The sequence below is a fragment of the Streptomyces sp. NPDC048295 genome (assembly GCF_040652135.1).
Lineage (GTDB): Bacteria > Actinomycetota > Actinomycetes > Streptomycetales > Streptomycetaceae > Streptomyces.
Window position 1 is genome coordinate 79950 of sequence record NZ_JBEZLL010000003.1, and the last position, 21481, is coordinate 101430.

19 protein-coding genes are annotated in these 21481 nt (G+C 72.6%); 11 read left to right on the forward strand and 8 right to left on the reverse strand.

Features of this window, described 5'->3' with window-relative positions; all coding sequences use genetic code 11:
• The first annotated feature begins 15 nt into the window (after positions 1-15).
• From AB0D53_RS04875 to AB0D53_RS04895, 5 genes are read left to right on the forward strand one after another with little or no spacing between them, the layout of a single operon-like run.
• Positions 16-1983: a biotin carboxylase N-terminal domain-containing protein gene (locus AB0D53_RS04875; RefSeq protein ID WP_362440191.1), complete on the forward strand. Its 1968-nt coding sequence runs from the start codon at positions 16-18 to the stop codon at positions 1981-1983.
• Positions 1980-3140, forward strand: coding sequence for an acyl-CoA dehydrogenase (locus tag AB0D53_RS04880; RefSeq protein WP_362440194.1), 1161 nt, complete (start codon positions 1980-1982; stop codon positions 3138-3140). Before AB0D53_RS04875 ends, AB0D53_RS04880 begins: the two co-directional genes overlap by 4 nt.
• A 47-nt stretch (positions 3141-3187) precedes the next feature.
• Entirely contained in the window at positions 3188-4792 is a 1605-nt protein-coding gene (locus tag AB0D53_RS04885) for a 4-coumarate--CoA ligase family protein (protein ID WP_362440197.1), read from the forward strand.
• A gap of 28 nt (positions 4793-4820) precedes the next feature.
• Entirely contained in the window at positions 4821-5558 is a 738-nt protein-coding gene (locus AB0D53_RS04890; protein WP_362440200.1) for an enoyl-CoA hydratase family protein, read from the forward strand.
• Positions 5546-6139, forward strand: coding sequence for a TetR/AcrR family transcriptional regulator (locus AB0D53_RS04895; protein WP_362440203.1), 594 nt, complete (start codon positions 5546-5548; stop codon positions 6137-6139). The genes AB0D53_RS04890 and AB0D53_RS04895 overlap by 13 nt, the downstream gene beginning before the upstream one ends.
• Before the next feature lie 61 nt (positions 6140-6200).
• Here the strand turns inward: AB0D53_RS04895 and AB0D53_RS04900 are convergent, their stop codons facing one another.
• Entirely contained in the window at positions 6201-7310 is a 1110-nt protein-coding gene (locus AB0D53_RS04900) for a citrate synthase 2 (protein ID WP_362440206.1), read from the reverse strand.
• Between the two features lie 220 nt (positions 7311-7530).
• Here AB0D53_RS04900 and pdxH point away from each other — a divergent pair, with 220 nt between their 5' ends.
• Both pdxH and AB0D53_RS04910 read left to right on the forward strand, forming a co-directional pair.
• A complete protein-coding gene (gene pdxH, locus AB0D53_RS04905; protein ID WP_362440985.1) occupies positions 7531-8157 on the forward strand; it encodes a pyridoxamine 5'-phosphate oxidase in 627 nt (208 codons plus the stop codon).
• A gap of 357 nt (positions 8158-8514) precedes the next feature.
• Positions 8515-9870 (forward strand): PAS domain-containing protein, encoded by a 1356-nt coding sequence (locus AB0D53_RS04910; RefSeq protein WP_362440209.1) that lies wholly within the window; start codon positions 8515-8517, stop codon positions 9868-9870.
• A gap of 103 nt (positions 9871-9973) precedes the next feature.
• On the opposite strand, the gene AB0D53_RS04915 is transcribed toward AB0D53_RS04910, so the two are convergent.
• Genes AB0D53_RS04915 through AB0D53_RS04930 form a run of 4 tightly spaced genes read right to left on the reverse strand, consistent with a single transcriptional unit; the run spans position 9974 to position 13573 of the window.
• A complete protein-coding gene (locus tag AB0D53_RS04915) occupies positions 9974-11158 on the reverse strand; it encodes an ABC transporter permease (RefSeq protein WP_362440988.1) in 1185 nt (394 codons plus the stop codon).
• Positions 11159-11211: 53 nt separating this feature from the next.
• The gene (locus AB0D53_RS04920; protein WP_362440212.1) at positions 11212-11994 is read right to left on the reverse strand and encodes an ABC transporter ATP-binding protein; all 783 of its coding nucleotides are present in this window, start codon (positions 11992-11994) and stop codon (positions 11212-11214) included.
• A complete protein-coding gene (locus tag AB0D53_RS04925) occupies positions 11991-13031 on the reverse strand; it encodes a peptidoglycan-binding protein (protein ID WP_362440215.1) in 1041 nt (346 codons plus the stop codon). The genes AB0D53_RS04920 and AB0D53_RS04925 overlap by 4 nt, the downstream gene beginning before the upstream one ends.
• 14 nt (positions 13032-13045) lie before the next feature.
• Positions 13046-13573: a hypothetical protein gene (locus AB0D53_RS04930; protein WP_362440218.1), complete on the reverse strand. Its 528-nt coding sequence runs from the start codon at positions 13571-13573 to the stop codon at positions 13046-13048.
• Between the two features lie 127 nt (positions 13574-13700).
• Between AB0D53_RS04930 and AB0D53_RS04935 the strand changes: the two genes are divergently transcribed.
• Positions 13701-14426, forward strand: a complete 726-nt coding sequence (locus AB0D53_RS04935; protein ID WP_362440221.1) for a response regulator transcription factor — start codon at positions 13701-13703, stop codon at positions 14424-14426.
• Positions 14423-15610, forward strand: a complete 1188-nt coding sequence (locus AB0D53_RS04940) for an ATP-binding protein (RefSeq protein WP_362440224.1) — start codon at positions 14423-14425, stop codon at positions 15608-15610. The genes AB0D53_RS04935 and AB0D53_RS04940 overlap by 4 nt, the downstream gene beginning before the upstream one ends.
• A 37-nt stretch (positions 15611-15647) precedes the next feature.
• On the opposite strand, the gene AB0D53_RS04945 is transcribed toward AB0D53_RS04940, so the two are convergent.
• On the reverse strand, positions 15648-16403 hold the full coding sequence (locus AB0D53_RS04945; protein WP_329820578.1) for an SIS domain-containing protein: 756 nt from the start codon (positions 16401-16403) through the stop codon (positions 15648-15650).
• A 219-nt stretch (positions 16404-16622) separates the two neighbouring features.
• Here AB0D53_RS04945 and AB0D53_RS04950 point away from each other — a divergent pair, with 219 nt between their 5' ends.
• Positions 16623-17315: a metal-dependent transcriptional regulator gene (locus AB0D53_RS04950; RefSeq protein ID WP_362440228.1), complete on the forward strand. Its 693-nt coding sequence runs from the start codon at positions 16623-16625 to the stop codon at positions 17313-17315.
• Positions 17316-18005: 690 nt separating this feature from the next.
• A complete protein-coding gene (locus AB0D53_RS04955) occupies positions 18006-18899 on the forward strand; it encodes an alpha/beta hydrolase (protein WP_362440991.1) in 894 nt (297 codons plus the stop codon).
• Positions 18900-18984: 85 nt separating this feature from the next.
• On the opposite strand, the gene AB0D53_RS04960 is transcribed toward AB0D53_RS04955, so the two are convergent.
• Positions 18985-20631, reverse strand: coding sequence for a transporter (locus AB0D53_RS04960; protein ID WP_362440231.1), 1647 nt, complete (start codon positions 20629-20631; stop codon positions 18985-18987).
• Positions 20628-21458, reverse strand: coding sequence for an ABC transporter ATP-binding protein (locus AB0D53_RS04965; protein WP_362440234.1), 831 nt, complete (start codon positions 21456-21458; stop codon positions 20628-20630). The genes AB0D53_RS04960 and AB0D53_RS04965 overlap by 4 nt, the downstream gene beginning before the upstream one ends.
• Between the last annotated feature and the right edge of the window lie 23 nt (positions 21459-21481).

Here is a 21481-nt window from a genome sequence, read left to right on the forward strand (position 1 = left end):
CGAGGGATGACCGAGATGATCTCCACACTGCTGGTCGCCAACCGGGGCGAGATCGCCTGCCGGATCTTCCGCACCTGCCGTGCGCTCGGCATCGCCACCGTCGCGGTGTACTCCGACGCGGACGCCGACGCGCTCCACGTACGGGAGGCCGACACCGCCGTACGGCTGCCCGGCGCCGCCCCGGCCGACACCTATCTCCGCGGCGACCTCGTCGTACGCGCCGCGCTCGCAGCCGGTGCCGACGCCGTCCACCCCGGCTACGGCTTCCTCTCCGAGAACGCCGGATTCGCCCGCGCCGTGCAGGACGCCGGCCTCGTCTGGGTCGGCCCGCCGGTCGAGGCCATCGAGCTGATGGCGTCAAAGACCCGCGCCAAGGAACTGATGGCCGCCGCCGGGGTACCGCTGCTCGCCCCCGTCGACCCGGAACGGGCCACCACCGACGACCTGCCGCTGCTGCTCAAGGCGGCCGCGGGCGGCGGCGGGCGCGGGATGCGGATCGTCCGCGAACTCGCCGAACTGCCCGCCGAGTTGACGGCGGCCACGGCCGAGGCGACCGCCGCGTTCGGGGACGGCGAGGTCTTCGCCGAACCGTACGTGGAACGCGGCCGGCATGTCGAGGTCCAGATCATGGCCGACGGGCACGGCGGGGTCTGGGCGCTCGGCACCCGCGACTGCTCCCTCCAGCGACGCCACCAGAAGGTCGTCGAGGAGGCCCCCGCACCCGGACTAGACGACGCGCTGCGGACCCGGCTGCACGACGCCGCCGTGGCCGCCGCACAGGCCGTCGGCTACCGGGGCGCGGGCACCGTCGAATTCCTCCTCGCCGCCGACAGGCGCCCGTACTTCCTGGAGATGAACACCCGCCTCCAGGTCGAACACCCCGTCACCGAAGCGGTCTTCGGACTCGACCTCGTCGCCCTCCAGATCCGCGTCGCCGAAGGCGAGCCCCTGCCCGCCACCGCACCCCCCGCACCGCGCGGCCATGCCGTCGAGGCCCGCCTCTACGCCGAGGACCCCGCCCGCGACTGGCAGCCGCAGACCGGAGCACTGCACACACTCCACGTACCCGGGGAACCCGGACTGCGCCTGGACACCGGATACACCGGCGGTGACACCATCGGCGTGCACTACGACCCCATGCTCGCCAAGGTCGTCGCCCACGCCCCCACCCGCACCGAAGCCGTACGCCTCCTCGCCCGCGCCCTGGAACGCGCCCGCATCCACGGCCCGGTCACCAACCGCGAGCTGCTCGTACGGTCCCTGCGCCACCCCGACTTCCTCGCCGCCCGCCTCGACACCGGCTTCTACGACCGCCACCTGGACGCCCTCACCCCGGGCCCGGCCTCGTCCCTGTCCCCGGACGGAGCCGGGCCGCGCCTCGCCGCCCTGGCCGCCGCGCTCGCCGACGCCGCCGCCCGGCAGCACGGCCCCGGACCGGGCACCGTCCGCCTCGGAGCCTGGCGCAACATCTCCTCGCAGCCCCGGACCAAGCGCTACCGCTCCGAACCCGACGGCACCGAACACGAGGCCGCCTACCGCACCACCCGCACCGGCCCCGTCCCCGAGACCGGAGAACGCGTCGTCGCCGCCGGGCCCGACCGCGTCACCCTCGAAACCGGCGGCGTCACCCACCACTTCGACATCGCCGTCCACGGCGACAAGGCGTACGTGGACACCGCCACCGGCTCGTACACCTTCACCGCGCTGCCCCGCTTCACCGACCCCACCGACCGGACCGAACCCGGCTCACTGCTCGCCCCCATGCCCGGCACCGTCGTCCGTATCGCCGACGGCCTCACCGCCGGGACGGCGGTCACGGCCGGGCAGCCCCTGATCTGGCTGGAGGCGATGAAGATGGAACACCGCATCCTCGCCCCCGCCTCCGGCACCCTCACCGCACTCCACGCCGCACCCGGCCTCCAGGTGGAGGTCGGCGCCCTGCTCGCCGTCGTGCAAGACGTACAGGAGGAACCGAAGCCGTGAGCACCGATCTCGAAACCGAAGAGCACCAGGCCCTGCGCGCCGCCGTCGCCGCACTCGGAAAGCGCTACGGACGCGACTACATGACCTCCGTCGTCCGCGACGGCGCCCACCCGCGCGAGCTGTGGACCGAGGCCGCCAAGCTCGGCTACCTCGGTGTGAACCTCCCCGAGGAGTACGGTGGCGGAGGCGGCGGCATGGCGGAACTCTCCATAGTCCTGGAGGAGTTGGGGGCCGCAGGCAGTCCGCTGCTCATGATGGTGGTCTCCCCGGCGATCTGCGGCACCGTCATCGCCCGCTTCGGCACCGGGGCCCAGAAGCAGCAGTGGCTCCCCGGCCTCGCCGACGGCAGCCTCACCATGGCCTTCGGCATCACCGAACCCGACGCCGGATCCAACTCCCACCGCATCACCACCACCGCCCGCAAGGACGGCGAGGACTGGCTGCTCACCGGCCGCAAGGTCTTCGTCTCCGGCGTCGACATCGCCGACGCCACCCTCGTCGTCGGCCGCACCGAGGACGCCAGGTCCGGCAGGCTCAAGCCCTGCCTCTTCATCGTCCCCCGCGACGCCCCGGGCTTCGGGCGCTCGCAGATCGACATGGAACTCCAGGCCCCGGAGAAGCAGTTCGAGCTGGTCCTCGACGACGTACGGCTCCCCGCCGACGCGCTCGTCGGCGACGAGGACGCCGGCCTCCTCCAGCTCTTCGCCGGACTCAACCCCGAACGCATCATGACCGCCGCGTTCGGCATCGGCATGGGCCGCTACGCACTCGCCCGCGCCGTCGACTACGCGAAGACCCGTCAGGTGTGGAAGGAACCCATCGGCTCCCACCAGGCCATCGCCCACCCCCTCGCCCAGGCCCACATCGAACTGGAACTGGCCCGGCTGATGATGCAGAAGGCCGCCCGGCTCTACGACGACGGCGACGACATCGGCGCGGGAGAGGCCGCCAACATGGCGAAGTACGCGGCCGGCGAAGCCTGCGTCAAGGCCGTCGACCAGGCCGTGCACACCCTCGGCGGCAACGGCCTCACCCGCGAGTACGGCCTCGCGTCCCTGGTCACCGCGGCCCGCGTCGCCCGGATCGCCCCCGTCAGCCGGGAAATGATCCTGAACTACGTGTCCCACCAGTCCCTGGGGCTCCCCAAGTCGTACTGAGCCACGGCAGTCTGTCTCCCCACACCGCCGCCCCGAAGGGACCCGCCATGGTGCACGTGTTCCACAGCGACCACCCCGCCGTACCCGCACTCGACACGCCCATCCATGACGCGGTCCTGGGAGACGCCACCACCGCGTACGGCGACACGGTGGCCCTGATCGACGGGACGGACGACAGCTCCACCCTCACCTACCGGCAGCTCGACACCTTCCACCGCAGGATCGCCGCCGCGCTCGCCGGGGCCGGGGTGCGCAAGGGCGACGTGCTGGCCCTGCACAGCCCCAACACCATCGCCTACCCGGCCGTGTTCTACGGCGCGACCCGGGCCGGCGCCACCGTCACCACCGTCCATCCGCTCGCCACGGCGGAGGAGTTCGCCAAACAGCTCCGCGACTCCTCCGCCCGCTGGATCGTCACCGTCTCCCCGCTCCTGGCGACGGCGCGCGAGGCCGCCCGGCTCGCCGGCTCCATCGAGCAGATCTATGTCTGCGACCGGGCCGAGGGACACACCTCCGTACTCGACATGCTCGCCACCACCGCCCCCGAACCCCGCGTCACCCTCGACCCCGGCGAGGACATCGCCGCCCTGCCCTACTCCTCCGGCACCACCGGAACCCCCAAGGGCGTCATGCTCACCCACCGCTCCATGGGCACCAACCTGGAGCAGCTCCGCCCCTTCGCGCCCATGGGCCCCGGCGACCGCATCCTGGCCGTGCTCCCGTTCTTCCACATCTACGGGCTGACCGCCCTGATGAACGCCCCGCTGCGGATGGGCGCCACCGTCGTCGTACTGCCGCGCTTCGACCTCGGCCAGTTCCTCGCCACGATCGAGAAGTACCGGATCACCGGGCTGTACGTGGCCCCGCCGATCGTCCTCGCCCTCGCCAAGCACCCCTTGGTCGACCGGCACGACCTGTCCTCGCTCCAGTACGTCGTCAGCTCCGCCGCCCCCCTCGACGCCGCGCTCGCCGCCGCCTGCTCCCAGCGCCTGGGACTGCCACTCGTACGCCAGGCCTACGGCATGACGGAACTCTCGCCCGGCACCCATGTCGTCCCGCTCGCCGCCGAGAACCCGCCCCCGGGCTCGGTCGGCAGACTCCTGCCCAGCACCGAGATGCGGATCAGCTCGCTCGGTGACGACACCGAGGACGCCCCGCCCGGCACCGACGGCCAGATCCTGATCCGCGGCCCGCAGGTCATGAAGGGCTACCTCGGCCGCCCCGAGGCCACCGCCGACATGATCGACGCCGAGGGCTGGCTGCGCACCGGCGACATCGGACACGTCGACGCCGACGGCTGGCTGTTCGTCGTCGACCGGGTGAAGGAACTCATCAAGTACAAGGGCTACCAGGTCGCCCCCGCGGACCTGGAGGCCCTGCTGCTGACCCACCCGTCCGTCGCCGACGCCGCCGTCATCGGGGCGTACGACGACGAGGGCAACGAGGTCCCCAAGGCGTGCGTCGTCCGCCAGCCGTTCGCACCGGACCTCGCGGCGGACGACGTCATGGCGTACGTCGCCGAGCGCGTCGCCCCGTACAAGAAGGTCCGGCAGCTCGAATTCGTCGACACGATCCCGCGCGCCACCTCCGGCAAGATCCTCCGCCGCGAACTGCGCGACCGGGAGCGGACCCGCAGGACCACCAGCGGCTGAGGACCCACCAGAAGGAGACGACCGACCCATGACGGCGCTCGCCGGCCCCACCCATGACCGGGGCATCACCACACTCACCCTCGACTCGCCCGCCAACCGCAACGCACTCTCCGCAGCCCTGGTCGGCGAGCTCGCCGACGCCCTGGACGCGTGCGCGGCCGACGCCACCGTGCGGGCCGTCGTCCTCACCCACACCGGCAACACCTTCTGCGCGGGCGCCGACCTCACCGCACCGCCCGACCCGCACGTCCTCGTCGCCCTGATGCGGCAGATCGTCGCCCTGCCCAAGCCCGTCGTCGCCCGGGTCACCGGACACGTACGGGCCGGCGGACTGGGCCTGCTCGGCGCCTGCGACATCTCCGCGGCCGGCCCCGACGCCTCCTTCGCCCTCACCGAATCCCGTCTGGGCCTGGCCCCCGCCGTGATCTCGATGCCCCTGCTGCCCCGCATCGACCCGCGCGCCGCCGCCCGCTACTACCTCACCGGAGAACGCTTCGACGCCGCCGAAGCCGCCCGCATCGGCCTGGTCACGCTCGCCGCCGAGGACGTGGACAAGGGCCTCGCCCCTGTCCTGGACGGGCTGCGCAAGGCGTCCCCCCAGGGGCTGGCCGCATCGAAGAAGCTGGTCACGGCTACTGTGCTGGAAAGCTTCGACCAGGACGCCGAAGACCTCATCGCCCGCTCGGCGGCCCTCTTCGCCTCCGCCGAGGCCCGGGAAGGAATGACGGCCTTCCTCGAACGACGGGAGCCCGCATGGGTGTTGTGACGCCCCCCACCGACCGGACCCCCAAGCAGGACCGCAGCCGGGCCACCCGCCGCCGGCTCCTCGAAGCCGCCGTCGCCTGCCTCGCCGAACACGGCTGGGCGGGCTCCACGGTCTCCGTCGTCGCCGAACACGCGGGCGTCTCGCGCGGCGCGGCCCAGCACCACTTCCCCACCCGCGAGGACCTGTTCACCGCCGCCGTCGAATACGTCGCCGAGGAACGCTCCGCCGCCCTGCGCGCCCTGCCCGTCCAGGGCCGCAAGGACGTCGTCGCCGCCCTCGTCGACCTCTACACCGGCCCGCTCTTCCGCGCCGCGCTCCAGCTCTGGGTGGCCGCCTCCAACGAGGCACAGCTCCGCCCCCGCGTCACCGAACTCGAAGCCCGCGTCGGCCGCGAGACCCACCGCATCGCCGTCGAACTCCTCGCCGCCGACGAGACGAGGCCCGGCGTACGCGAAACCGTCCAGGGCCTCCTCGACATGGCCCGCGGCCTCGGCCTCGCCAACGTCCTCACCGACGACACGGCCCGGCGCCGGAGGGTCGTGGAGCAGTGGGCGGCACTGCTGGACGACGCACTCGACTGACCGCGGGGTACCGGGCCGGGGGCGGGACACGGCCCGGAACCGCCCGGCCCGGCACCGGCGCTCAGTTCCCCAGATCCGCGAGCTGGTCGTACCCCTCGATCTCCCGGGGATCGCGCGAGCCGGGGCCCACGTACCGCGCCGAGGGACGCACCAGCCGCCCCGTCCGCTTCTGTTCCAGGATGTGCGCCGACCAGCCCGCCGTACGCGCGCAGGTGAACATCGACGTGAACATGTGCGCCGGAACCTCCGCGAAGTCCAGCATGATCGCCGCCCAGAACTCCACGTTCGTCGCCAGCACCCGGTCCGGCCGCCGCGCGTGCAGCTCCTCCAGCGCGGCCCTCTCCAGCGCCTGCGCCACCTCGAAGCGCGGCGCGCCCAACTCCTCCGCCGTGCGCCGCAGGACCCGCGCCCGCGGGTCCTCCGCCCGGTAGACCCGGTGCCCGAAGCCCATCAGCCGCTCGCCCTTGTCCAGGGCCTTCTTCACGTACGCGGCGGCGTCACCGGTCCGCTCGATCTCCTCGATCATGCCGAGCACCCGGGACGGCGCACCACCGTGCAGCGGCCCCGACATCGCACCCACCGCGCCCGACAGCGCCGCCGCCACGTCGGCCCCGGTCGACGCGATGACACGGGCGGTGAACGTCGAGGCGTTCATGCCGTGCTCGGCGGCCGACGTCCAGTACGCGTCGACGGCCTTCACGTGCTTGGGGTCCGGCTCGCCCCGCCAGCGGATCATGAACCGCTCGACCACGGAGTTCGCCTTGTCGATCTCGCTCTGCGGGACCATCGGCAGCCCTTGCCCGCGCGCCGACTGGGCGACGTACGACAGCGCCATCACGGCGGCCCGCGCCAGATCGTTGCGGGCGGTCTCCTCGTCGATGTCGAGCAGCGGCTTCAGGCCCCACACGGGGGCGAGCATCGCCAGCGCGGACTGCACATCGACCCGGATGTCCCCCGAGTGCACCGGGATCGGGAACGGCTCGGCCGGCGGCAGACCGGGGTTGAACGCCCCGTCGACCAGCAGGCCCCAGACGTTGCCGAACGACACATGGCCGACGAGATCCTCGATGTCGACACCCCGGTATCGGAGCGCACCGCCTTCCTTGTCCGGTTCGGCGATCTCCGTCTCGAACGCGACGACTCCCTCTAGTCCCGGTACGAAGTCGGACATGGCGGCTCCCTCGGTCGACGGCTCTGCGCGGGCCACAGTGGCCTGCCTCAGATACTGGCGGGTCACCCGGGACGCGGGGAAGCGTGACATCCGGCACAGCACCCCGAATCGGCCCCGCCCCACAACACCCCTCCTTGCCGGGCCGGTCCTGCCCCTGCGGCAGGATGACCCCGTGCCCACCGCAGATTCCCCCTCCGATTCCACCACCGATCCGGCCGCGATGCGCGAGCAGTACCGCTCCGAGGGCTTCACCGAGGACACGCTGGCCGCCGACCCGATGCAGCAGTTCGCCCACTGGTTCCGGCAGGTCGCCGTCGGCGGGCTGCTCCACGAGCCCAACGCCATGGTGGTCTCCACCGCCACCCCCGAGGGGCGGCCCTCCTCGCGCACCGTGCTGCTGAAGAAGTACGACGAGCGGGGCTTCGTCTTCTTCACCAACTACGAGTCCCGCAAGGGCCGCGAGCTGACCGCCAACCCGTATGTCTCGCTGCTCTTCCCCTGGCACCCGATGGCCCGCCAGGTCGTCGTCACCGGCCGGGCGGCCCGCGTCGGCCGCGAGGAGACGGTCGCCTACTTCCGCACCCGCCCGCACGGCTCCCAGCTGGGCGCCTGGGCGAGCCCGCAGTCCACGGTGATCGGCTCCCGAGAGGAGCTGCTCGCCCGTTACGAGGAACTGGAGGCCCGCTACCCCGAGGGCGAACACGTTCCCGCGCCCCCGCACTGGGGCGGCTTCCGCGTCGTCCCCGACACGATCGAGTTCTGGCAGGGCCACGAGAACCGGCTGCACGACCGGCTGCGGTACGTACGCGAGGGCGAGCAGTGGCGCGTCGAGCGCCTGTGCCCGTAGCGGCCCCGTCCGGACATGCAGAGACCCGCAGGCTCTGGTCCCTCCTTGCGGAGGAGCCGGCCGGACTTACCGGCGAGCCTGCGGGTCGGTGACTGCTTGGGATTGGCCGACGACCGGCCTGCACTGCGAAGTGCGCGACAACGGGCGTCAGCCCGCAGCCACCTCACGAGTCCGAGAAGAAATCACTTCTGGAACACCTCCTTTCGTTCGCTGGAAGCAGCCTAGGAACACCACTGGCACCGCACAAGCGAATTAATGCGCACGTCGATTTCCGGGAAGTCGGTGTGGGCTGGGTCACCTTCGAGTTCAATGGTCTGACGTGCGGAAATGCCGAATGCGTCCTGCGGGGGGTACGGGGTGAGTGCGTCCACAAGCAGTGGAACGGCCGAGGCGCTCGGGCCCGACGAGGGACCGAAGGCGGGGCCCGGGGCCGATCTGCTCGCCGCGTTGCTCGACGGGATGGACACCGCGCTCTGCGCGTTCGACGCGAACGGCACGATCACCCACTGGAACCGCCAGGCCGAGCGGATCCTGGGCTGGTCCGCCGAGGAGGCCGTGGGGCGGACCGGCTTCGCCGGGTGGGCGGTGCGGCGGGCGGACGCGGGCGAGGTGCAGGGGCGGCTGATGGCGGCCATGGACGGGGCGGGCCGCCGGGTCCATGAGTTCGCGCTGCTGCGCAAGGACGGCGGGCGGGTGCTGGTGCGGACCCAGTCGGCCGGGGTCCGGGGCGCGGACGGCGGACCGGCCGGGGTGTACTGCGCGTTCAGCGAGGTGCATGCGCAGATCGATCTGGAGCGCTCGATCGCGCTCAGCGAGGCCTTGTTCGAGGACGCGTCCTGGGGTGTGGTGCTGGTCGACGCGGATCTGCGGCCGACGATCGTCAACGCGCATGCGGCCCGGGCGCTGGGCGGTGGCCGTACGACGCTGCTGGGGCGCCCGCTGGGGGAGCTGATCATGCAGGGCGTCGAGGAACTGGAGGGCGCGTTGCAGCATGTGCTCGCCGAGGGCGCACCACCGGCGCCCGTCGAGTTGTGGGTGACGGTGCGGACGGCGCAGGGGGAGCGGCGGCGCTGCTGGCGCAGTGGTTTTCTGCAGCTGACGTCGCCGCTCGCCGAGGAGCCGGTGCCGCTGGGGGTCGGCTGGCTGTTCCAGGACGTGACGGCCGAGAAGCTGGCGGCGCAGGAGGCGGACCGGATGAGGTTCCGGTCGAACCAGCTGCACCGGGCCTCGCGGTCGGCGTCCGAGTGCGAGGACCCGATGGAGGCGGCGACGTCCTATCTGGACTACGCGCTGGCGGGCTTCGCGGACCACGCGCTGGTCGATCTGGTGGCGGGGGAGCGGCTGGTGCGGGTGGCGGCGACCCCGTCCGGTGAGCCGGGCCCGTGCCTGCCGGTGGCGGGCGGGTCCATTCCACTTCGGTACGTGGCGGGGCACCCGGCGCTGCAGGCGGTGGACCGGACGGGTTCGGTGCGGGCCAGCGCGGGGGCCGGGTCCGGGGCGGGGGTGTGGGCGGCGGAGCGGCAGTGGCCGGGAGACGCCGTGCACGCGCTGTGCACGGTGCTGCGGAGCAGGGGGCGCACGCTGGGGGTGGTGACGTTTCTGCGCTCGGCCCACCGCGCGGCCTTCGAGCGTCCTGACGCGGCGTACGCGGAGAGCGTGGCGGTGCGGGTGGCCGCGGCGGTGGACCTGGCGCAGGTGATGAAGCGGCGGTAGGCGACGAAGCGGCGGTGGGCGACGAAGCGGCGGTGGGCGACGCGGTCCGGCCGGGGCGTGCCGGGCCCGGTGCGGGGCCGGCACCCCCCGGCCGGTGCCCGGCTCACGCCGCGTGCAGTGCCAGCGTCGGTGAGAGACGGGACGCCCGTATCGCCGGGTAGAGGCCCGCGATCGTGCCGATCACCAGCGTCGCGCCGAAGCCACCGCCGACCGCCCACGGCGGCACCACCCAGGGCAGCCCGCCGGAGTACGCGTACACGCCCGTCGCCGCCGCACCGAGTGCCACGCCCGCCAGGCCGCCCAGGCCGGAGAGCATCAGCGACTCCGTGACGAACTGGATGCGGATCTGGCCCCGGGTCGCGCCGAGCGAGCGGCGCAGCCCGATCTCGTACCGTCGCTCCAGGACCGAGATGATCATGGTGTTGGCGACCCCGACGCCGCCGACGAGCAGCGCGATGCCGCCCAGGCCCAGCAGCATGCTGCTGAACGCCCCTTCGGTCGCCGCCTTGGCCTGGAGCGCCGACGACGGGTCGGTGACCTTCACGTTCTGCGGGTACTGGGGGTCGACCGTCGCCGCCATGACCTTGCGCACGTCCTGCACCGCCGCATCGGCCGAGCGCTCGTACACCGATGTCGGATGGCCCTCGAAGCCCAGCAGGCGCTTCGCCCCCTCCCAGCCGACCAGGGCGGAGCGTTCGATCTCCGGCGCGAGAGGCAGCGGGGCGAGGATGCCGACCACGGTGAAGTACCGGCCGCCGATCCACACCTGCCGGCCCGGAGCGGTGATGCCGAGACGCTCCGCGGAGACATGGCCGAGCACGACGGAGGGGTAGCGTCCGGTCGCGTTGTCGAGCCAGCGGCCGCTGCGGACCTCGCCGCGCAGCACCCGCAGCAGGTCTTCGGTGGTCGCCTTGACGGTGATCCCGCCCGTATCGTCCTTGTCGATCTTCTCGGTGCGGCGTGCGGTCGTGTCGAGGTCGGCGGTCGCGCCCACCTCCTGGACGCCCTTGATGCGGCCCACCATCCCGACCGCGTCCTCGGGCAGCTCGACTTCCTCCCCGGCGAACATCGAATCGCCGGGGGAGGCCACGAGCAGGTTGGTGCCCAGCTTGTCGAGCTCCCGGAGCAGTTGGGCCTGGCTGGAGGCGGAGATGCCCACCACCGAGATCATCGTCGCGATGCCGATGGCGATGCCCAGCGCGGAGAGCACGACCCGCATCGGTCGGCTGCGCAGCCCCGCCGAGCCGACGTGCAGCACGTCCCGGGGGCGGAGCCGGGCCGCTTTCAGCCGCCCCCGCCCCCGGCCCCGGCCGCCGGCGTCACGGTCCGCGCGCCGCGCCCTCACTGGTCCGCTCCCGTCGCGGCGGCGGAGCGGTGGTTTCCGGAGCCGTCGCGCACATCCGTCGACGGAGCGAGCATGCCCGTGGACGGATCGTGTCCGTCCACGGACGGATTGCGTACGTCCGCGACCACCTGGCCGTCCCGGATGCGCACCTCGCGCGGCAGGTCCCGGGCGATCTCGGTGTCGTGCGTGATGACCGCGATGGTAGCGCCCTCCCGGTTGAGATCGCGCAGCAGCTTCATCACCGCTTCCCCGGACGCCGAGTCGAGCGCCCCGGTCGGTTCGTCGGCCAGCAGCAGCGCGGGTTCCCCCACGACGGCCCGCGCGATGGCGACCCGCTGTTTCTGTCCGCCGGAGAGCTGGTGCGGCTTGTGGTCGAGGCGGTCGGCGAGCCCGACCCGCTCCAGCGCTTCGGCGGCCCTGCGGCGGCGTACGGCGCGGGACAGGCCCGAGTACAGCAGGCCCTCCGCGACGTTGTCGCGGGCGCTGACGCCCGGCACCAGGTGAAACGCCTGGAAGACGAAGCCGACGTGCTGGGCACGGAGCGCGGAGAGCCTGCGGTCGGGGAGCGCCGCCACGTCGTGCCCCGCGATGTGCACGGACCCGGCGGTGGGGCGGTCCAGGGTGCCGATGATGTGCAGCAGCGTGGACTTGCCGGAGCCGGACGGGCCGACGATGCCGAGGAGTTCGCCCTCCTCGACGGTGAGGTCCACCCCGCGCAGGGCGGCGACCGGGCCCGGGTACTCCTTGGTGACGCCCGTGAGGCCGACGACCGTGTTCATATCTTCGGCACCCCGACCTTCATTCCCTCGCGCAGACCGCCGCCGGACACCTCGACCCGGCCCTCGGCGAACATGCCGAGCTCGACCTTCACGTCGCGGACCGTGCCGCCCCGGACGACCTGGAGGCCGAAGCCGCCGCCGGGCAGCGCGAGCAGCGCGTTCACCGGGACGCTGAGAACGTCCTTGTGCAGCTCGCCGGTGAGATTCACCGTGACCGGCGCCTGGTCGAAGCCGTCGACCTCGTCCGGCTTGTCGAAGGAGACGGTCAGGGTGACCTTGGGGCTGTTGTCCTGCGGGTCCTTGCCGGGCTTCGCCGTCCGGCCGACCGAGGAGACCGACCCGGCCGCGCTGCTGCCGTCCGGCAGTTCGACGGTGACCTCGGTGCCCGCCTTGGCGAGCCGGCTCTCGGCGACGTCGAGCTCGAACGTCACGATGCGCTCGGAGCCGGTCGTGGTGAGGACCGGAGCGCCGGGCTGGGCCAGTTCGCCGACGGCCGCCTCGACGCTCTTGATCCGGACCTTCCCCGGGGCGAAGGCGATGTCCTGCGGCCCCACCGTTCCGGTCTGCTTGCTGTCGTGGGACTTCTGCCAGCGCTTGACGGCGGCCGCGGTCAGCTCGGTGTACTCGTCGTCCGGGGTGAAGCCGGTGTAGCCGAGCTCCGCGAGATTGCGCTCCAGCTGCTCCACGTCCCGGCCCCGGTCGCCGGGCTTCAGCGTCCGGTACATCGGTCCCGAGCCGTACATCAGCCACACCGCCCGGCCGTCGACCTCGTACAGCCGCTCGTTCCGCTCGACGGTCGAGCCGGTGCGCGGGGTCCAGGTCATGGTGCCCGCCGCGCCGGCGTTGACCTTGCGCTGCTTGTCGTAGCCGAGCGTCCCGTCCGCCTGGGCGTTGTCGCGCAGGTCGCCGCGCTCGATCGAGGCGGTGGCCGGGGGCAGCCCGGCGTTCTTCGGGCCGCCCGTCTCCCCGGCGGATCCGAACTGGGTGAGAGCCAGTGACCCGGCCGCCACGGCGAGCACCGCCGCGGCGGCCACCATGACGCGTCCGCGCCTCACCGCCCGGCGCTTTCGCACGCCGCGTTGGCCTTCTCGAACTTCTTCATGTCCTTCTGTTGCAGCGCGGGCGCCTGCGCCATCCCGCCGTCGAACTTCGGGTCGGGCATGTCGATGCCGTTCTTGCGCATGCACCGGGCGAAGGCGAGCATCTTGTCCTTCTGGGCCTGGGTGATCTCCTTGGACCCGCCGACCGATTTGTCCTGACAGGCCTTGAACGCCTTCTCCATCTCCTTCTTGCTCTTGCCGCCGCCGTTGATGGTTATTCCGCGGCTGTCCTCGCCCGGCTTCGGCTCCGGGATGTCCAGCCCCTGCTCCCGCAGGCACTTGCGGTGCTCCAGGGCCTGGTCCTCGTCCGTCTTCTTGGTGTCCGAAGCCGATCCGGCGCTCTTGGTTCCGCTTCCGCTTCCGCCGCCGTCGCCCGAGCAGGCGGTGGCCGACAGGACGACGGCGGCGGCGATCAGACAGGCGGCGACGCCGCGACTTTGTGCGCGGGAGGTGGTCCGGCGGGGAAGGGTCGGGTTCATGAGGGCTCCTCGTCCGTTGCTGACAGGCCGGGTACGAACGGCTTGAGCGTGCGCGAGGACGCGGTTTCGTTTCTCTCAGCCCGGATGCTTACACCGACGAAACGTCGCTTTCGGCTAAACAGGGCCCATGCGTGTGCTGGTGGTGGAGGACGAGGAATTCCTGGCCGGGATGATTGCCGAGGGGCTGCGCCGCGACGCCGTCGCGGTGGACATCGCCCCCGACGGCCGGGCGGCGCTGGACCGGCTCCGGTTCGGCGCGTACGACGTGATGATCCTCGACCGCGATCTGCCGGGGCTGCACGGTGACGAGGTGTGCCGACGGGTCGTCGGCATGCGCCTGCTGACCCGGATCCTGATGCTCACCGCGTCCGGAACGGTACGGGACCGGGTGGCCGGCCTCGGGCTCGGCGCCGACGACTACCTGACCAAGCCGTTCGCGTACGACGAACTCCTCGCCCGGGTCCTGGCGCTCGGCCGCCGTGCCCGCCCCGCTCTCCCGCCGGTCCTGGAACGGGCCGGGCTGACGCTCGACACCGCCCGCCGCCAGGTCTGCCGCGACGGCCGTTACCTCTCGCTCTCCCGCAAGGAGTTCGCCGTGCTGGAGGCCCTGCTGCGGGCCGAGGGCGCGGTCGTCAGCGGCGACGACCTGATCGAGGAGGTGTGGGAGCAGGACACCAGCTACCGCACCAACGCGGTCCGGGTCACCCTGTCCAAGCTCCGCGCCAAACTGGGCACGCCTCCGGTGATCGAGACGGTCCCCGGGGCCGGTTACCGCATCGCGGACGGGCCGGTGAACAGACCGGCGGACCAGCCGGATGACGGCTCCGCGAACCGGCCGGGGGAGAGCCGGTGAGGAGCGAGCGCGCCCGGCTCACCGCGCTGTACGGCGGGCTGCTGGTGCTGGCCGGCGCCCTGCTGATGGGGCTGGTCTACCTGCTGGTCAGCGAGCGCCTCTATGCCAGCGTGCTGACCGCGGTGGCACCGGCGGTCCCCCACGGGGCCGCCCCCGCCGTCCGCTCGGGCGTGGCCTCCATGCCCGAGCCGCCGTCGTCGGACTGGGCACAGACCGTGGTCATGGAACCCGGGCAGTACGCGATGGCGAAGAAGGTCACCACCGCGGCCGGGGACGCCGCGCTCAGCCAGCTGCTGACGGTCTCCGGGGTCTCCCTCGCCGTCTACTCGGTGCTCTCCGTCGCGCTCGCCTGGTGGATGGCGGGCCGGGTGCTGCGGCCGGTCGGCGTCATCACCGCCCGCGCCCGCCGGCTCTCCGGCAGCAACCTGCACGAACGCCTCGCGCTGAAAGCCCCGCCCGGCGAGCTCAAGGAACTGGCCGACACCTTCGACGGGATGCTCGACCGGATCGAGGAGCTGGTCGCCGCCCGGCAGCGGTTCGCCGCCAACGCCGCCCACGAGCTGCGCACCCCGCTCGCCGTCCAGCGGGCCGCAGCCGAGATCGGCCTCGCCGACGACCCGCCGCCCGAGAAGGTCGCCTGGATCCGGGACAAGCTCATCGACACCGCGGCCGACAGCGAGCAGCTCATCGAGGGGCTGCTGCTCCTCGCGGTCTCCGACGAGGGCCTGCGGCGACGCGAACGGGTCGGACTGGACGCGACCGCGACCACGGTGACCAAGGCGCTGGAGCCGGAGGCGAGGGAACGATCCATCACCGTCGAGACGGAAGCCCGGCCGCTGCCGGTCGAGGGCGACCCGGTCCTGCTGGACCATCTCGTGCACAACCTGGTCGCCAACGCGCTGCGCCACAACCACCCCGGCGGAACGGTACGGGTCCGGGTGGGGCCGGGCGGTCTGGAGGTCGCCAACACCGGGCCGGTGGTGGACCCGGCGACCGTGCCCCTGCTGTTCGAGCCGTTCCGCCGGGCGCAGGCCCGCCGCCACGCTCCCGGTGAGGGGGCCGGCCTGGGGCTGTCCATCGTGGCGTCGATCGCGAGGGCGCACGGCGGCGAGGCGAGTGCGACGGCGAACCCGGGCGGCGGTCTGACGGTCCGGGTCGCGCTGCCGGCGTGCCGTAGCCACTGATGTGCCCGCAGCGGGGGCGGCCGGCGGCCCGGCGGGATCAGCGGCGGTAGAAGATCCGGTCCCGGTACTCCGTCATCACGCGCCCGTTCCACTCGTGGCCGCCGTCGACGTTGGCCGAGCGCAGCAGCGGCGGCTCCACGCCCCGCTCCACGAGCTGTTCCGCCGCGGCGGCCATCATCGCCTGCATCAGGGCGCTGGTGACCACCGTCGACGCGGGGGCGAACGGTGCCTCGATCCCGTCGAAGGTCAGCTCCGCGTCACCGATGGCGATCTTGCTGTCGAGCACGATGTCGCAGTGGTCCCGCAGGAAGCCGCCCGAGACGTGCCGGGAGCGGGTGCCCTCCGCGTACGCCACCGAGGTCACGCCGATGACCTTCAGGCCGAGCGCCCGTGCGTTCTGCGCCATCTCCACCGGGAGCGCGTTGCGCCCGGAGAGCGAGATGACCACGAGTACGTCGCCGGCCCGGGCGGGGCTGGAGTCCAGCACGGCCCCCGCCAGTCCGTCGACCCGCTCCAGCGCGGAGCCGAGGGTCGCGGGCATGACGTCGACGCCGACCGTGCCCGGGACGGCCAGCAGGTTCATCAGGGCGAGGCCGCCCGCTCGGTAGACGACGTCCTGGGCGGCGAGCGAGGAGTGCCCGGCGCCGAAGGCGAAGAGCCGGCCGCCCGCCGCGACGGCGTCGGCGATCGCGGCACCGGCGGCCGCGATGTTGCCGGACTCCTCGTCGCGTACCCGCTCCAGCAGGCCGATCGCTGCGTCGAAGAACTGACCGGCCAGCTTGCTGTCGCTCATCGAGGTGGCCCTTTCCGGCGGGAGAGAGAGTGTTCACGGGTGTCCGTGCCGCGGATCACGTTGCGGTCTGGACCAGTGACCTGTCAATACCGCCCCGGCGGCTCCGCTGCACGGTGTTCGCCGGGCGCGGCACGGTTGTCGGCGGTATGCGTCAGAATTGGGTCAGGGCCAGCGCGCAGCGCGTACGACGTTTTCATGTCACAGCATCGAGGGGCACGAATGTCCGGACTGATCGACACCACGGAGATGTACCTCCGCACCATCCTCGAACTCGAAGAGGAAGGCGTGGTCCCCATGCGCGCCCGGATTGCGGAACGGCTGGACCAGAGCGGTCCGACGGTCAGCCAGACGGTGGCGCGCATGGAGCGCGACGGTCTGGTGCAGGTCGCGGGCGACCGGCACCTGGAGCTGACCGACGAGGGCCGCCGCCTGGCGACGCGCGTGATGCGCAAGCACCGGCTCGCCGAGTGCCTGCTCGTCGACGTGATCGGCCTGGAGTGGGAGCAGGTCCACGCCGAGGCCTGCCGCTGGGAGCATGTGATGAGCGAGGCGGTGGAGCGGCGGGTGCTGGAGCTGCTGCGCCATCCGACGGAGTCGCCGTACGGGAATCCGATCCCGGGCCTGGAGGAGCTGGGCGAGAAGGCCGAGGCCGACCCCTTCCTCGAAGAGGGCATGGTGAGCCTGTCGGAGCTCGACCCGGGTGCCGAGGGCAAGACGGTGGTCGTGCGCCGGATCGGTGAGCCGATCCAGACGGACGCCCAGCTGATGTACACGCTGCGGCGTGCGGGTGTGCAGCCCGGCTCCGTGGTCAGCGTGACCCAGTCGCCCGGCGGCGTGCTGGTCGGCAGCAGCGGCGAGGCGGCGGAGCTGGACACCGAGGTCGCCTCGCACGTGTTCGTGGGCAAGCGCTGAGCGCCTCGTCCGCGCGTACCACCGCTTGGCCGGATGCCGTCGGCGGGGTGTTCACGGGTGCGTTCCGCTTTCCCTTTTTCCGTCCGGAACTACAGCGCCCGGACGGATCGCGTGCCAGGCTGTGCCTGAGGCATACCTGAGAGTGTCGGTCGACTGGCCGCGCGGTCGGGAGGGAGCAGGCGCATGCGCCCGTCGTACTGGCGCGCCCGGCACGTCCGGCGCGCGTTCCTGAACGGGGCTGCCGCCGCGTTCCCGAACGGGGCTGCCGTGGTCCCGGCCGTCCGGGCAGCGCGCGGCAGTGCCCGCGGAAGCATCCGCGCTTCGCCCGCCGTCGCCCGCGAAAGCGGTGCCGCCGCCCGTCGCCGCGCACCGGCGCCGGCGGCCTCCCGGAAGACAGAGGGCCCCGGCGCCTCGCGGCGCCGGGGCCTGTCCTCCCCTGTTTCGACCTGGAGCCCCGAGCTCTCGAGGTCGATCCCCACGGGCCCTCATCCCCGAGTGGCCCGCCTCCCGGAGAAGATCTCCCCTCCGCCGCCCCGGTCAATCCTTGACAGCGGTCACTCGAACGAGCGGTGTTGGGTGGCGGAAGGCGGTGTTCGAATACAAGTTCGATAGTCTGGCGTGACGCGACCACGCGGTGATCGAGCAGTGCATCAAGCGGTGATCGAGGACCAGAAGGGGGTGCCAGGACATATGGTGCGGCGCATCGATGTGACCGGGACCGGCGGCGTACGCCTCGCGGCCTGGGAGTTCGCCGACCCGCCCAAGGGGCGCGCGGAGGGCGAGCGCGCCCCCGGGGTCTTACTGCTCCACGGCCTGATGGGAAGGGCCGCGCACTGGGCCCCCACCGCCCGCTGGCTCGCCGGGCGGTACCGCGCCGTCGGCCTCGACCAGCGCGGGCACGGCCGCAGCGACAAACCGGCCGAAGGCCCGTACACCCGTGACGCGTACATCGCCGACGCCGAGACGGCGATCGAACAGCTGGGCCTGGCCCCCGTCACCCTCGTCGGACATTCGATGGGCGCGCTGACGGCCTGGCAGCTCGCCGCGAAGCGCCCCGATCTCGTCCGGGCCCTGGTCATCTGCGACATGCGGGCCTCCGCGCTCGGCGCGGCCTCGCAGCGCGAGTGGGAGGACTGGTTCAAGACCTGGCCGGTGCCGTTCGCGACGCTCTCCGACGTACGGAAGTGGTTCGGCGAGGACGACCCCTGGGTGGAGCGGCCCAACCCGGCCCGCGGCGAGTTCTTCGCCGAGGTGATGGCCGAGCGGGCCGACGGCTGGCGCCCCGTCTTCTCCCGCCGCCAGATGCTCCGGTCCCGCGCCACCTGGGTGTTCGACGCGCACTGGGAGGAGCTCGCGCAGGTCCGCTGCCCGACCCTGGTCCTCCGCGGCCTCGACGGCGAGCTGGGCCGGGCGGAGGCCCAGGAGATGGTCCGCGTACTGCCGCGCGGGCAGTACGCGGAGGTGGCCGACGCCGGTCATCTCGTCCACTACGACCAGCCCGAGGGCTGGCGTGCGGCGGTCGAGCCCTTCCTGGAGCAGTTCGCCGAGGACTCCCGGGTGGACCGCGAGCCCGTCCCCTCGTAGCGCGCCACCAGGACGGGCGCGGACGGGGCCTGCGGCGGACCGGGGCCTGATCCGGCCCTGATCCGCCGCACGGGCCGACAGGCCCTCAGCCCTTGCTGACCGCCGCCAGGATCTCCGGGAGCCGGTCCGCCGTGCGGGGCGCGGCGATGCGCAGCCCCACCCAGGAGATCAGCGCCCCGTACACCGCCCCCACGGGCAGCAGCAGCCACAACCACTGCTCCAGATCGGCGACATGCAGCCAGATCGTCATCGCGATCACGGGTGCGCAGAGCAGGCCCGCCGAGACCATGCCGCCGAAGATCGAGATCCAGGCGAGCCCGGCCTGTCCCGGCGCCACGTTCTTGAACGCCCCGTCCTGCGGGATCGAGTACGGGAAGTTCGCCGACGCCACCGCGCCCGTCGCCAGCATCCCGCCCAGCAGGGCGAGCGACAGCCCCATGACCTCCGGCAGATCGCCCCAGTCACCGAGCACCCCGGCGGTCACCACCGTCACCAGGACCGTGTACGGCAGTGTGATCAGCAGCAGCGCCAGCGCCCGCGCCCGCAGTTCCAGATAGGCGTCACGGGCCGAGGAGATCGTCAGCGCCACCATCCAGAACGCGGAGGTGTCCTGCCCGAACTGGTTGTACATCTGGATGCCGAGCATCCAGGCGGCGAAACAGGCGAAGTAGATCGACCCGGTGCCCTGGAGCGCGTTGAGGATCGGCACGATCAGTCCGATCGCCAACGCGGTGGTCCAGGCGGCCTTGGTCTTCGGATCACGTGCGATGTACCGCAGACTGCGCTCCATCACCGGCCCCGTGCGCCCCTGGGGCAGGAGCGCGGAAAGCCTGGAGCCGTCCTTGCCGGCCTTCTCGCGGCCCGGCCCGGCGGCGGACAGGGTCGAACCGTCCGGGGCCGTCATCAGCTTCACCAGGCTCCGCTGCCACAGCCACAGCAGCGCGGCCAGCGCCGCGACGGACAGCAGCAGTTGTACGAGGGCCTGTCCGTACGAGCCCCGCGAGGCCGAGTCCACCGCGCCGACCGCCGAGGCGGGCGGCAGCCAGCGCACCACGTCCGCGGCGGGGTCGAGCGCGGCGAGCCCGCCCGCCCGGCCGAGCCGCTGCGCACCGAAGTTGACGACCTGGAAGCCCACCGCGATCAGCAGCCCGCTGAGCACCGCGAGGTCACGGCCCTTGCGCGAGGTCAGCAGCCGGGTGTTGGCCGTGGCCACGGCCCGTGTCAGCGCCACGCACACCAGCAGCGTGAGTGGCGCGGCCACCACGGCGAACACCGCCCCGGCCGCCCCGCTCGCCACCGCGAAGGCCGATCCGGCCGCCAGGCAGAGTGTGAACAGCGGCCCGATCCCGACCAGCGAGGCCGTCAGCAGCGCCCCGATCAGCGGGCGCGGCCGCAGCGGCAGCATCACCAGCCGGCTCGGGTCGAGGGTCTCGTCCCCACTGGGGAAGAACAGCGGCATCACCGTCCAGCCGACCGCCACCACCCCCGCCAGCAGCACGACGAGGGAGGCCGCGTGGGCGTGCCCGTGCAACGCGATCAGCCCGAGCAGCAGGCCCGCGGCGCACAGCAGGGCGAAGACGACGGAGGTGATGTAGGCGGCCCGCCGGCCGGCCGACTGCCGCAGCCCGTTGCGCAGCAGGGTCAGTTTCAGCCGTACGAAGACACCGACGAGCCCCTCGCCGGCACCGGCCGGTCCGGGCACGGCCCCGGCCGGGGCGTCGAGCACGCTCATCGCTTGCCGCCCAGCCAGTCCAGGGAGTCGCCGTCGGCGCGGGAGCCCGCGCCGACGAGTTCGAGGAAGGCGTTCTGCAGCGAGGGCGCCTCGCCGCGCACCTCGGCGAGGGTGCCCCGGGCCCGGATCGTGCCGGCCGCCATGACGGCCACCCAGTCGCAGAGGGACTCGACGAGTTCCATCACATGGCTGGAGAAGACAACGGTCGCCCCCGAGCGGGTGTAGCGCTCCAGGACCTCGCGGATGGTCTGCGCCGAGACCGGGTCGACGCCCTCGAACGGCTCGTCCAGGAAGAGCACTTCGGGATTGTGCAGCAGCGCCGCCGCGAGCCCGATCTTCTTCCGCATGCCGGTCGAGTAGTCGACGACCAGCTTGTGCTGGGCGCCCGCCAGGCCGAGCACGTCCAGGAGCTGGGTGGCCCGCTTGTCGACCTCGGCGCCCGGCAGCCCGCGCAGTCTGCCGGTGTACGCGAGGAGTTCGCGGCCCGAGAGACGCTCGAAGAGCCGCAGCCCCTCCGGGAGCACCCCGATCCGGCTCTTCACCGCGACCGGGTCGCGCCACACGTCGTGACCGGCCACCTCCACGGTCCCCTGGTCGGGGCGGAGCAGCCCGGTGACCATCGACAGAGTGGTGGTCTTGCCGGCGCCGTTGGGCCCGACCAGACCGATGAACTTGCCCGCGGGCAGCTCCAGATCGATCCCGGCCACCGCGGTCTGTTCCCCGAACCGCTTCCACAGCCCCTGTACGCGCACGGCGGGCGGCGGCGTGGCCGGTCCGCCCGCCTCACCCGCCCGCGTCGCTCTGTCGGTCTCTGCCCGGTCCTGCATGATGCACTGCCTTTCGATGGCCC